Annotated in this window: 14 protein-coding genes; all 14 read left to right on the top strand. The window is 33.4% G+C overall.

Translation table 11 applies throughout. From position 1 onward, the window contains the following. Positions 1–2 precede the first annotated feature (2 nt). The 14 genes from CHU_RS12030 to CHU_RS12100 all read left to right on the top strand — a co-directional run bounded on the left by CHU_RS12030 (position 3) and on the right by CHU_RS12100 (position 12,443). A complete protein-coding gene (locus CHU_RS12030) occupies positions 3–755 on the top strand; it encodes a succinate dehydrogenase/fumarate reductase iron-sulfur subunit (protein ID WP_011585842.1) in 753 nt (250 codons plus the stop codon). Positions 756–1,202: 447 nt separating this feature from the next. Further along, entirely contained in the window at positions 1,203–1,547 is a 345-nt protein-coding gene (locus CHU_RS12035; RefSeq protein WP_011585843.1) for a YciI family protein, read from the top strand. A 2-nt stretch (positions 1,548–1,549) separates the two neighbouring features. Next, complete coding sequence (locus tag CHU_RS12040; protein WP_011585844.1) at positions 1,550–2,800, top strand: RNA polymerase sigma factor; 1,251 nt, start codon at positions 1,550–1,552, stop codon at positions 2,798–2,800. 208 nt (positions 2,801–3,008) lie between these two features. Then, positions 3,009–3,344, top strand: coding sequence for a hypothetical protein (locus CHU_RS12045; RefSeq protein ID WP_011585845.1), 336 nt, complete (start codon positions 3,009–3,011; stop codon positions 3,342–3,344). A gap of 385 nt (positions 3,345–3,729) precedes the next feature. Further along, a complete protein-coding gene (locus CHU_RS19740; protein WP_238379273.1) occupies positions 3,730–4,461 on the top strand; it encodes a DUF4265 domain-containing protein in 732 nt (243 codons plus the stop codon). Positions 4,462–4,669: 208 nt separating this feature from the next. After that, positions 4,670–5,338: a hypothetical protein gene (locus CHU_RS19430; protein WP_011585847.1), complete on the top strand. Its 669-nt coding sequence runs from the start codon at positions 4,670–4,672 to the stop codon at positions 5,336–5,338. Between the two features lie 151 nt (positions 5,339–5,489). Further along, positions 5,490–6,032: a hypothetical protein gene (locus tag CHU_RS12065; protein WP_143144116.1), complete on the top strand. Its 543-nt coding sequence runs from the start codon at positions 5,490–5,492 to the stop codon at positions 6,030–6,032. Between the two features lie 179 nt (positions 6,033–6,211). Continuing rightward, positions 6,212–6,613 carry a hypothetical protein gene (locus CHU_RS12070; RefSeq protein WP_041932369.1) on the top strand — a complete coding sequence of 134 codons (402 nt, stop codon included), beginning with the start codon at positions 6,212–6,214 and terminating at the stop codon, positions 6,611–6,613. 569 nt (positions 6,614–7,182) lie between these two features. After that, positions 7,183–7,758 carry a hypothetical protein gene (locus tag CHU_RS12075; protein WP_202944116.1) on the top strand — a complete coding sequence of 192 codons (576 nt, stop codon included), beginning with the start codon at positions 7,183–7,185 and terminating at the stop codon, positions 7,756–7,758. 182 nt (positions 7,759–7,940) lie between these two features. After that, the gene (locus CHU_RS12080) at positions 7,941–8,477 is read left to right on the top strand and encodes a hypothetical protein (protein ID WP_011585850.1); all 537 of its coding nucleotides are present in this window, start codon (positions 7,941–7,943) and stop codon (positions 8,475–8,477) included. 153 nt (positions 8,478–8,630) lie between these two features. Further along, positions 8,631–9,443, top strand: a complete 813-nt coding sequence (locus CHU_RS12085; protein ID WP_041932370.1) for a hypothetical protein — start codon at positions 8,631–8,633, stop codon at positions 9,441–9,443. Positions 9,444–9,660: 217 nt separating this feature from the next. Continuing rightward, on the top strand, positions 9,661–11,064 hold the full coding sequence (locus tag CHU_RS12090) for a S41 family peptidase (protein WP_041932371.1): 1,404 nt from the start codon (positions 9,661–9,663) through the stop codon (positions 11,062–11,064). Between the two features lie 206 nt (positions 11,065–11,270). After that, positions 11,271–11,837: a Crp/Fnr family transcriptional regulator gene (locus CHU_RS12095; protein WP_011585853.1), complete on the top strand. Its 567-nt coding sequence runs from the start codon at positions 11,271–11,273 to the stop codon at positions 11,835–11,837. Positions 11,838–11,900: 63 nt separating this feature from the next. Further along, on the top strand, positions 11,901–12,443 hold the full coding sequence (locus CHU_RS12100) for a hypothetical protein (protein ID WP_011585854.1): 543 nt from the start codon (positions 11,901–11,903) through the stop codon (positions 12,441–12,443). Positions 12,444–12,466: the final 23 nt, after the last annotated feature.

Here is a 12,466-nt window from a genome sequence, read left to right on the forward strand (position 1 = left end):
ACATGAATTTAACGTTAAAGGTTTGGCGTCAGAAAGATGCTAAATCTTCAGGTAAACTTGAAACATACGAAGCGAAGGATATCTCTCCGGATATGTCTTTCCTTGAAATGATTGATGTTGTTAACGAAGGTCTGATTAAAAAAGGTGTTGAACCCATCGCTTTTGATCACGATTGCCGCGAAGGTATCTGTGGTGCGTGCAGTATGTACATCAACGGACATGCACACGGGCCTAAAAAAGGCATTACAACGTGTCAGCTGCACATGCGCAGCTTCAAGGATGGCGAAACCATTACCATTGAACCATGGAGAGCGAAGGCCTTCCCTATTATAAAAGATTTAGTTGTTGACCGTTCTGCGTTTGACCGTATCATACAGGCAGGTGGTTATGTGTCTGTAAACACGGGCGTAACCATTGATGCAAATGCGATCGCAATCCCTAAAGAGCATGCAGACAATGCCATGGATGCAGCAACCTGTATCGGCTGCGGTGCCTGTGTAGCAGCATGTAAAAATGCTTCTGCTACGTTGTTCTTATCTGCAAAGGTTTCTCAGCTGGCATTGTTACCGCAAGGTCATCCGGAAAGAGCTTCGCGTGTTGAAGCAATGATCGACCAGATGGAAGCAGAAGGTTTCGGTAACTGTACAAACACAGAAGCATGTTCTGCTGAATGTCCGAAAGAAATCGGCCAGGAACACATCGCCCGTATGAACAGAGAGTTCTACGCAGCGAAATTGGCTTCTTCAAAAAAGTAAGATCTTTTTACAAGATATAATCTAAAGCCTCCTGCTAAAACAGGAGGCTTTTTTATTGAGCCATAAAACTAAAAAGAAAAAATATAAATTGAAGGCTTCTTTGATAAATCTGATAGTGTATGGAAACAGGTTTATTGGTGATTTATAAAAAATTTCTGGTAACAATACCTACAATTTATAGCGGTTCGTTGGTCAGTAAACACTAGTACCCTTGCCTGCTCCGCCAAATTCCTGCGGAATTCTGATGGTAAAATAGAATATGATTTCCGCAGCAATTTGTTTACGCTGTTCCGTTAAACTTCTTATCTTTAAATACCGCTACAAATTGCATGTTAACCGTTAGTGGCAATTTTACTGACCGACACACTCCGACAAAAAAAAATGCGACTTTTGTCCCCGTTCTGAAATTCAAATCGTCATTAGGACGAACAATAAAATTTTAAAAGAATGAAAGAATTTGCGTTAATTTTCAGACTGAAAAACATTACTGACTTCAAACCATCACCTGAACAAATGCAGGAACGAATGAATTGGTTAGCGGGCATCGCCTCACAAAACAAGTTAGTGGACAAAGGCAATACACTTTTACCCATTCCAGGAAGTGCGAAAACCGTAAAGCCTAACAATGTGGTAACGGACGGACCTTACACCGAAATCAAAGAATTTATAAGCGGTTATGTTATTGTAAAAGCTGAAACAATTGACGAAGCAGTGGAAATTGCTAAAGCCAATCCGATTTTTGACCAAGTCGGAGGAAACATCGAAGTTCGTGAAGTTTTAAAACGTGACTAATATTGGACGAAACGAAATCACATAACGAACTTTTACCTCACTTATTCCGACAGGAATACGCTAAAATGACGGCTGTTTTATGCCGTCATTTTGGTTTAAAGCATATTGAAATTGCAGAAGACATAGCAAGTGAAACTTTTCTGAAAGCATCCGAAAATTGGGCAATCAACGGAATACCTGAAAACCCGACAGCGTGGCTTTACGCAGTTGCCAAAAACAAGACCAAAGATTATTTCAAACACATTTCCGTTTTTGAAACGCAAATCAAAGAAGCAATAAAACCAAATGAAATTGAAACTGAAAAAGATTTTGAGTTTAGTAGTCAAAACATTTCAGACAGTCAGTTGGCAATAATTTTTGCGGTTTGTAATCCAAGCAATTCAACGGAAAGTCAAATTTGTTTGGCACTTCAAATTCTTTGCGGTTTCAGCGTGGAAGAAATCGCCAACGCTTTTCTTACAAAACCTGAAACCATTAAAAAACGCTTGCAAAGAGCCAGAACCAATCTTCGTAACGACAATTTTAAAATCAAAACATTAGGCGAAACAGAAATCAAATCAAGATTAAACACCGTTTTAAAAACTTTATACTTGCTGTTTAACGAAGGTTATTTTTCCAAAACCAATCATCAGTTAATCAGAAAAGAACTTTGTTCGGAAGCTGTAAGACTAACTTTAATCCTGACAGAAAACAATTACACCAACATACCGCAAACAAACGCATTACTTTCCTTAATGTGTTTTCAAAGCTCACGGCTTGAAGCAAGAACAAACGACAAAGGCGAAGCCATTTTGTTTGACGAACAGGACAAAAGTTTGTGGGACAAAACGCTGATTGAAAAAGGGAATTACTATTTGGTAAATGCCTGCAACGGAATCGAAATTTCAAAATATCATTTGGAAGCAGGCATCGCTTATTGGCATACTACACCGACAGACCAGAACAAATGGCAACACATTTTACAGCTTTATAATCAACTTGTTCTTATTGAGTATTCGCCCATAACAGCATTAAACAGGACATTTGCATTTGCCAAAGTTTACGGACATAACCAAGCAGTATCCGAAGCCGAAAAACTAAAACTGACAGGCAACAACTATTATCACGAATTGTTAGGTTACTTGTATGCTGATACAGACATTGACAAAGCAATTTCACATTACGAACAGGCAATCGGACTAATAAAATCCAAGACAGAAAAACAAACGCTGACAAAAGAAATTGAACGGCTGAAAGAAAAAAACAGCAGGTAACATCGGTTTTGCGTAATGGCGAGTTAAGTGTAATTTAGCCAACGATAAAAAAAGCATTGGCTACGGTAGTGCTGAATTGAACATTTGTGCTTCGATTTCCGCCACTTCGCAAAGCCGCGGACCGGTAGGTGCAACCGTTGTGAATCCAAAAGTGCAGCATTACGATATTTTAAGACAGTCTTTATAATACAACTTAAACCCAAGCAAAATGAAAACATTATTCAAATCTATTCTTCTGACAAGTATTTTATTTCTTAGTATTTTAAATAATTTACAAGCTCAGAATAAGTATGACTATGCAATGGTTACATATAGATTTAAAGATAAAATAGTTGAAGTTGATATAAATGGTGAGGTATATACTAAAATTGATGTAGATGTAAAAGAAAATGGCAACTCGTATTACCTTGTTTCACCGGCATTAAAACAAGTAAAAAAAATGAATAATGAAGGTTGGGAATTATTTGATACAGCAATAACAGAACCTAATGGAGGGTATTCAATTTATCTTCTATTTAAGAAAAAAAGCAGATTGACAATTTAGAATTTCCACTTTGTTTACATTGAATAATCACACTAAACATTTTGGCAAATGGATTTTCGATTTGGTGTTGTGAGTAAATTGGATTTGCAGTTAATCCAGATTTAAATAGTAAACATAATAATAACTAAAAAATATGGACTGCAATAAATATGATAATCAATAAAAATAAATGGCTTTTAAATAAGCATTCATATACGCCAGCACCTAACAATAGGTAGCATTTATTGTAGGCTTGTTTGATAATATTAATAGCGGTGCTTTCATCCGCCGCGGCGGACCGCACACAATAATTAAATTTAAAAGGTTGTGCGGGTTTGGAGTCAAGGAAATCTTGGCGCTTTCAAGGCCTACAACAAATGTAACCAGAAACGTTATAGCCAATTTTATGAAGACAGCTAAATCAACGATAATTTTGACTTTGATTATTTTCATTGTAATGACTTTGTTGACAATGAAACATGAAGCAATCTCGGATGGTATTGATACTTATGGTTTTCCATATATCTTCTATGAGCATTTTGAAGGCAAATGTGATAATTGCTATGATGATTTTGGTTTTAAACCTAGATTTTTATTTACAGATTTTTCATTAGCCTTATTATTATCATATTGTGTTATTTGGATTAAGAATAAATTTTCAAAAAGTGAAATGCTAACACAAGACAATAATTACGTTAAAGTATTATTTCGTTTTCATAGTAACGTCTTGGACGAAGAAACAGTCGAGACAATGTGGGCGACAATAGTTGATAAAGAAAAAGGATTTTACAAACTTGACAGCATTCCATTTTATGCACCATATGTTGCATCAGACGATATTGTATTTGCAGAGTTTGACGATCAAGAACAAATGCTAACATACCGCAAGACCGTTGGATATTCGGGCAACTCAACAGTTCAAATTGTGTTAATTGACAAGTCAAAAGATATAAATCAAATCCGTGACTTATTCAAAGAACTTGGTTGTGTTTCAGAAAAAGTGAATGAAGGATATTTTGCAATGGAAATTCCTTCAACAGTCGACTATAAAAATATAAAGAAGAAGTTAGTCGAGCTAGAAACACAAGAGACAATAGGATACGCAGAACCTTGTTTAGCTGACGGTCATAAACTCTGAGAATAACAAATGGTTATAACAATAAGTAGCATTTATTGTAGGCTTCTTTGATAATAAGAATAGCGGCACTTTCATCCGCCGCGGCGGACCGCACAAAATAATTAAATTAAAATGCATGCTGGTACAGTGTTAAGGAAATCTTGGCGCTTACAAGGCCTACAACAAATGCAACCACAACCGTTATAAGCAACCTTAGGCACACAACAACATGGACAAGACACTTTCTTATTTTGTTTATAGCCCGCCAAAGTCAAATTCTCATGGACATGGTGTACGTGACAAAAACGTAAGACGAGCAACTCAAAGATTAATTGACAGTTTTGTAAGCAGTTTTAAAGCTACAACCGACAACAGGCTTCAATTGACTTTAAGCCACGACAAGAACAACGAGTTGCAAAAGGCACGTAACACAATTGAGAAGCTAAACAATTTCTTAGGTACTGCAAAAAGAGAATGGGACAACGCAGGATTTGAGAAAATGGAAAATACAATGACCTGGGAAAATGAAAATGCAAATATTCTCGACCTATTAGATTACATAGACAAACTAAAGGACGACAGTTTTTTGCCTTTATCTAAATACTGGATTTCTTGTTTTTATCATTACGGAAAAAGTCCAGAGCCATATGGACATATTATGTGTTCAATTGAATCGGGAAGGCTTTTTGTCAGACTGCATTTAATTATTCCTTATCCTATCGATAATGATAAATGTTACGAGCTGATATACAAATTTCACAAATCCCTACCGTTTAAATTAAATGGCAATCATTTTAGACGACTTGGGCCGAGCAAAAGAGGCTATGGTCAATGGAAACTGGACGAAGAAACTCAAAATCGACTTAACGAATGTTTAATAAAATCGAAGATGAAATAAAGGCTGCTTATAACAGCACAGTTGCAATAGGCGGGGTTTCGTGCTTCTTAGACAGCTTTGTGGTAACGAAAAGTTCAGTTCTCCAAATGAACTTTTATGCTAAAAATCCCGCCCATCGCAAATCTGCAAACCGTTAGCGTATATATTAATGATGAAACATTTTCTTTTTATAATTTTGATTATCTGTACTCTTTCTTGCGAAAATAGGATAGAAAAAAATCATTCGTCAATTTGTAAGTCAGATTCAACTAATGAGAATTGGTTAAATTTTAAATATGATAGTGTAATTACCTTTGCAACTATTGACCCTTTTTATAGAATTTTAAATAAAGGGAATTTGATTGATTTATCAGAAATAAATGATACAATTTCTGTTTCATTGTCAGAAAGACAAATTGAAACTTTAGATTCAATTATAAATGGTTTGAAAAATAAGCCTGGAAAAAAAATCTTTCCAGCCGATTGTTTTAATCCTAGACACAATATAATTTTTCTAAATAGGGACACTTTAGTCAATTATATTTCGGTTTGTTATGAATGCGGATATTATCGATCAAGTAAACCTAATATTAAAGGTGATTTAAATGCATTTAAAACTTTATTCGACAATTTAGGATTAAAGGTTTTTGACAGGCCAGATTATCATAGCAAATACTATGACTCAATCATTCAAAAACGAAAATACATACGCTAACAATAAGTAGCATTTATTGTAGGCTTCTTTGATAATAAGAATAGCGGTGCTTTCATCCGCCGCGGCGGACCGCACAAAATAATTAAATTTAAAAGGTTGTGCGGGTTCGGTGTTTAGGAAAGCGCAGCGCTTACAAGGCCTAAAACAAATGCAACCACAACCGTTATAGCCAATCAGGAATGAAGTCATACAAAGCAATAAAGAGCATTAGTGATAGTTTATATCTTAACCTAATAGATGAAACGGACATACAAAAAAGACTTCAGGATGCGGTGCACCAAGTTCATGTGCAGATATCTGAAGACTTCAAATGTTTATTTGGACAAGAATTGAATCTAAAAGACTTTCATATCTATGTAGATGACGAGACCTATCGACAAAGTGCGACCGGATTAATCTTGAACGAGACAATTATTGATTATGAAGATTTAATAATAAGAGTTGAATGCTTGATTGATCATGGAAGAATATTAATTACAGTAAGGAAAGGAGAAGGATTTTCAGACTTTGAAGATATGGTTTTTCGAATAGCGAGAGTTCAAAACTCTGAAGGATCTAGTGAATTAAGAGATATTATATAATCAAAATGAAAATGAATTTAGTAGAAGCTGTAAAATAAAAATCAAGAGGATCTAAGCATTTGTCTCAATTTTGATAATTAAAAGGGAATCAATTATAGTCATTATGATTACATTGCGTAAGCTCTCAAAGCCACTTGGCACAGCTAATATGAGGACTTGGTTAATATTATTTATTTAGGAAGTTTCAGTGATGATCGATTCATAGAGCCAATTATCGAGATTGTTCTTTAAAAGGATATTTTTAGGTGGTATGATGATGAGTTGGAATCTACATTAAGAAAATGTGTGCATGCTCTTAAAACAATTGATTCTGAAAAATCATTAATAACTTTTAAAAGACTTGAAAGTCTAAACAATGACAATGTGAAATTCGTATTGGAGATGTATGGAAAATAGACTGGCTACAACAATACCTGCAATTTATAGCGGTTCGTTGGTCAGTAAACACTAGCCCCCTTCCCTACTCCTCCAAATTCCTGCGGAATCTGATGGTAAAATAGAATATGATTTCCGCAGCAATTTGTTTACGCTGTTCCGTTAAACTTATTATCTTTAACATATCGCTAACTATGTTAAACGTTACCAGCAAGCATAAGATGATAAAATACACAAATATATCCTCGATTGACTATATAAATAATTTGCCATTTGACTATGTTGAGATGTATTCATTTCAGCGAGGAACGGAGTTTGAAAAAAGTAATAAGACAAGTCAACAAGAATATGAGAAGTTAAAGATTAGAAAAGAAAAGCATAATGATTTGACAATCCTCGAAGAAAAGCGTTTTTTTGAATTACAGCAACTTTTTGGGGTTACACAATATTTAGTCAATGACAAAGGACAATTTCATCCTTCCAGCACAAAAACAAACACTTTTAAAGCCACAGACCCTCAAATAAACATACTGAAAAATATCTTGAGGACTGAAATTAAGGACGTACCATCTTGGATGTGTGCTCCTATTTATCGTGATGCAATAGTTTTTTACGACAAATTGAACCAAATCATATCTACTTTAAATATCTGTTTAAGTTGTGAATATATGGAAACGAAAATGTTTTCCCGCATAAATGGAGACAATAAAACTTACGACTTATTAAGGCATTTTTTTATTGAACTAGGACACAAAATTGAAGACCGATAAATGCCAGTTGGTAACAGCTACTACAACGGATTGAGGTAATTGGTTTAATGAAAAAACGGTTTTGTATTTTTGATGATTTGGCAAATCCGAATAATGGCTTAATTTAGTATCAAACCCGCTGTAGTACCAGAACGTTAGGTGTAGTACTACTAGTTAAAATCGAATCATTCAACATAATAAATATGGAACATTTTATTTTATCAATATTAATATCTACATTAATTTTTATCATTATACCTCTATTGTGCGTCGGATTTGTTTTTTTTATTTTTAAGAAAAAGTTAGGACTAAAATTAGCCGTATTTGTAAGCGTCATTTTATTAATAATATTTAGCTTTTTTATTATTACAAACTTCTACCCTTTAGAATCATTTTATTCAAATAATTTTGAAGAAAATACAAAATTAACTTTACCTGATTCTGCTAAACTAATTCGATATTCTGGGAACAATACGATTTATAGTTTTGGGGACTATAACATATCTTATATATATCAATTAGAGACAACAGATTATAATCATATATACTCTCAATTATTGACTAAGGGATTTCATAGTAGTGATGTGTATCTTGAAACATCTGAAAATGAATATTTAATAAATTCTCCCTTAAAATATAAGAGAAAGAAAATATTGACAAAAAATTTTGGATTTAAAAACTTTGATATTTTGTTTTTAATAGACAATAAAACAATAATTTGCAATTCAAATAAATGGTAATGAATAATAAACCTAAAAATGGACAACATTTATTTTAGGCTTTTTGATAATAGTAATAGCGTTACTTTTATCAGCCACGGCAGACCGCACGAAGTAATTAAATAAAAATGTTGTGCGGGTTCTGAATCTTTGCGCTTTCAAGACCTACAACAAATGTTACCACAACCGTTACCAGAAACTTTAATGAGATATCGACTAATAATCATATTGACTTTTTTAACTATAAAATCCTATGGGCAATGTGGGCAAGAATATCCATCAGGGTTTTGTCATAGTTCAATATTTGTAACTCATCAAGGAGATACGCTCAATAAACTTGATAATTTAGGATTTTATCAAGGCCTTCATTTATATACTTATAGTAGTGACAGCAATACATTTATTATTGGAAACTACCGTCACGGACAACCTGTAGGAGAATGGAAATATCATTGTAGTGATAGTTCGTACTCATTTGGGCAATTTAAGAGTGGTATACAATCAACTTCAGATGGTAACGGAGGCTGGGTTACTAAGAAACAAGGTATCTATTCAAAAGATGGAGTTTGGAAATACTTTGACAAAGACAGCCAATTAATCAAAACTCAACGTTTCGAACATTTTGATTATAAAAATGGATGGGCAAAAAAGATTTTTATAGTAGACACTAACGGTACTTTCATTTTAGTCAATTTTGAAAGTAAATATAAATATTATTCAAAATTTAGAAAGGAAACAACAATCCATTACACCGAGGATGGAATAATTTTATCAGCTGAATATAATAGTTTTTGGAGGGATGTCACTCTTGAATATTATAATAATAGTCAGGTAAGTAAAAAGACTAAAAGAAGAAAGTTTTTAGGTAAAGCATTAAATAAAACAATTGAAAAAGAATATAATTATAAAGGACAATTAGAAAATAAGATAAAGACAACTTGGCATAATCGTAAATCTGATAGTGTATGGAAACAGGTTTATTGGTGATTTATAAAAAATTGCTGGTAACAATCCATAAAATTTATAGCGGTTCGTTTGGCAGGAAACACTTGAGCTCTTCCCTACTCCTCCAAATTCCTGCGGAAATCTGATGCTTAAAAAGAATATAATTTTCCGCAGCAATTTGTTTACGCTGTTCCGTTAAAGTTCTTATCTTTAAATACCGCTACAAATTGCATTGTTAACCGTTAGGCACAATTTTAAAATGAAAAATACGACCTTGTTACTTTTTATTTTTGCTATTATTTCTTTTTCCATTTATGGACAGAATGAAAATTTATTATCTATTCAACAGCAATTAAATGATATTGATGAATTAGAGCAAAAATTAAAAACTATTCACCCTTCACTTTATAGATTTTGTACTCCAATGGAATTTGATAGCACTTTAAGTGCTATCAAAAAAGGAATATACAAAACAAATACAGAGAAAGAATTTTCAGTATTAATATCTCCTATCTTTTTATTAATCAAAGATGCACATACTTGGCAACAATTACCCAATCGTGAAGAATCAAATACGTTAATACCTTTAGATTTTAAAATTTATAAAAATCAATTGTTTGTTTATAACAACTGTAGCTATAATAATGAATTATCCCCAGGAACAAGAATTTTAGAAATAAACAATGAAAAATCAGAGGAAATTATAACACGATTAAAAGCATCTGTTGTAACCGATGGATTTATTGAAACTACAAAAGAGAGAGTTGCAGAAGAATGGTTCAAGTACATATTTCAACCTCAAAATCAGTATTCAATTAAATACCAAAGTAAGAATAAATCAAAAATAGTTGAATTAGAACCATTAACTGAACATTTAATTGATTCAATAAGAACAAATCGAACAGAAAACAAAATTCACTTAAAACCAGAACCTTTTAATATAGGTCCATATACAAAGTTATCGATTAACAAACGTGATAACTATGGAACTATTAAAATCAAATGGTTTGATAGGGTCCCTTTTACAGAATACAAAAGTTTTTTGGATTCAAGTATTCATAATTTAAATACAAGACAAATAACTAATCTCATAATTGATCTACGCTGGAATATAGGAGGACCTAGAGAGTACCCAATTTATTTACTTTCCAAGATATTGAATCAACCCTTTCGGTATTGCGATTCTTTAATTACGACAAAATTTACTTTTGAAGAAAAAATAGCTTTTGATTCTACAAAAGTTTTTGTTCCAATGGACAATGGATTCTACAAAGTTGTTAAAAATGCCAGAGGATTAGGGCAGCAAAATCCATCAAATGTAACTTTCACTGGAAATATATACTTGTTAGTAGATGGACAATCAAACTCGTCTTCTGCTCAAGTAGCATCCCTAATTTATCAAAATCGAAGAGGAACAATTATTGGAGAAGAGCCAGGTGGCTTATTTGAAGGTGGAACAGGAGAACATCATTATTATTTAACGTTAACAAACTCTAGAATTAAAGTTCAGATTCCACGATATCGAATAGTATTGCATGTAGACAGGTCAAAATTTCATGGACACGGGGTTAAACCCGATTATGAGGTGAAACCAGATATTACTGATATGATTCAAGGAAAAGATCCTGTAATGGAATTTACAATTGGATTAATAAAAAAATAAAACATGTGCCTAACAATAAGTAGCATTTATTGTAGGCTTCTTTGATAATATTAATAGCGGTGCTTTCATCCGCCACGGCGGACCGCACGAAATAATTAAATGGAAAAGGTTGTGCGGGTTTTGTGTTTAGGATATCTAGGCACTTTCAAGGCCTACAACAAATGCAACCGCTACCGTTACCTACAAGTTTGATGCACAAATAAATTATGAAAATTATAACCGCTATAAATGAAGATGAATGGGCTTCAATAACACATATTGCAACTACAGTCCATTTGAAGAAAGATCAACTAATCATTCGAAAAGGCGACCCTGGCAACAAGGAAGTTTTTTTGGTAAATGGAATCGTTAGAGGCTTTATTACAGATGAAAATGGTAATGAGAAAAGTACGTCCTTTTTTGAAGAAGGAGAGTTTATGAGCACGCAGGCACTTAGAACTAAAAAAGGTATTTCCCTTTATAATTACCAAGCTTTGTGTCGTACAAAGTTATTGATATTCGACTCAAAACAATTGAAGGACTTACTATCTGCAACCAAAAAATTATCTGAAATAGGTAAAGCAATAAAAGAAAGAGAACTGACCAGACTTATGAACAGAGATGATTGTTTGATGCAAGTAAAAGCCCTTGACAAATACCAGAAATTCATTACGTATTATCCCGCTTTAGAAAGGCAGATTTCTCAACGCTATATAGCCTCGTACTTAGGCATCACCCCTGTTTCGCTCAGTCGCTTAAAAAAATCAATGATTGTACGAACTGATAACAATTGATAACAGAATTAGAAATACATTGGAATAATTTTGTGATTATTAATCATAAAAATTTATTCCAAGATGAACAAACTAACGCGTTTCTTTTTTAAAAATGGGGAATATAAAATTGCCCTTCCGGTATTGGGATTGGGATTTACGTTACAAGCTTTATTAATAATGGCTTATCTTCCTGAATTTCTTCACTATTCAGATAACATGAAAAATCCTGACCAGTTTTTTACGTATAACTATGAATACATCGTGGACTTATATCAAAAACTAGGCGAAGAAGGAAGAAAATTCTACTTTAACATGCTTGTAGTGGACTTTTTATACACCACGATCTCCGGTGCAGGTTATTCCCTATTACTTGCAGCCTTAGCCAAAAAGGAAAAATGGTATATTATTCTGCCTCTTGTATTAACGCTTTCAGATATTTTTGAAAATATTTCGCAAATTATTTTGATGAATAATTTTCCTGCAATATCGCCTTCAGGAGTGGCCATATCAAGTACGTTCAGCTCTATTAAAATGACAGGCGGTGCAATCATTCTTTCATTAATTTTATTCTTTATAGGCAGGAATATAATCCATTGGGTAAAAAATAAAAAGACAACGGTATGAGAACTTCAACTACAAAGTGGTTG

It is taken from the genome of Cytophaga hutchinsonii ATCC 33406, from assembly GCF_000014145.1.
Lineage (GTDB): Bacteria > Bacteroidota > Bacteroidia > Cytophagales > Cytophagaceae > Cytophaga > Cytophaga hutchinsonii.

Bases quoted from the DNA above. Each gene is read 5' to 3' on its own strand.
- CHU_RS12030 (WP_011585842.1), top strand. From the start codon at position 3: ATGAATTTAACGTTAAAGGTTTGGCGTCAGAAAGATGCTAAATCTTCA.
- CHU_RS12035 (WP_011585843.1), top strand. From the start codon at position 1,203: ATGAAAGAATTTGCGTTAATTTTCAGACTGAAAAACATTACTGACTTC.
- CHU_RS12045 (WP_011585845.1), top strand. From the start codon at position 3,009: ATGAAAACATTATTCAAATCTATTCTTCTGACAAGTATTTTATTTCTT.
- CHU_RS19740 (WP_238379273.1), top strand. From the start codon at position 3,730: ATGAAGACAGCTAAATCAACGATAATTTTGACTTTGATTATTTTCATT.
- CHU_RS19430 (WP_011585847.1), top strand. From the start codon at position 4,670: ATGGACAAGACACTTTCTTATTTTGTTTATAGCCCGCCAAAGTCAAAT.
- CHU_RS12065 (WP_143144116.1), top strand. From the start codon at position 5,490: ATGAAACATTTTCTTTTTATAATTTTGATTATCTGTACTCTTTCTTGC.
- CHU_RS12070 (WP_041932369.1), top strand. From the start codon at position 6,212: ATGAAGTCATACAAAGCAATAAAGAGCATTAGTGATAGTTTATATCTT.
- CHU_RS12075 (WP_202944116.1), top strand. From the start codon at position 7,183: ATGTTAAACGTTACCAGCAAGCATAAGATGATAAAATACACAAATATA.
- CHU_RS12080 (WP_011585850.1), top strand. From the start codon at position 7,941: ATGGAACATTTTATTTTATCAATATTAATATCTACATTAATTTTTATC.
- CHU_RS12085 (WP_041932370.1), top strand. From the start codon at position 8,631: ATGTTACCACAACCGTTACCAGAAACTTTAATGAGATATCGACTAATA.
- CHU_RS12090 (WP_041932371.1), top strand. From the start codon at position 9,661: ATGAAAAATACGACCTTGTTACTTTTTATTTTTGCTATTATTTCTTTT.
- CHU_RS12095 (WP_011585853.1), top strand. From the start codon at position 11,271: ATGAAAATTATAACCGCTATAAATGAAGATGAATGGGCTTCAATAACA.
- CHU_RS12100 (WP_011585854.1), top strand. From the start codon at position 11,901: ATGAACAAACTAACGCGTTTCTTTTTTAAAAATGGGGAATATAAAATT.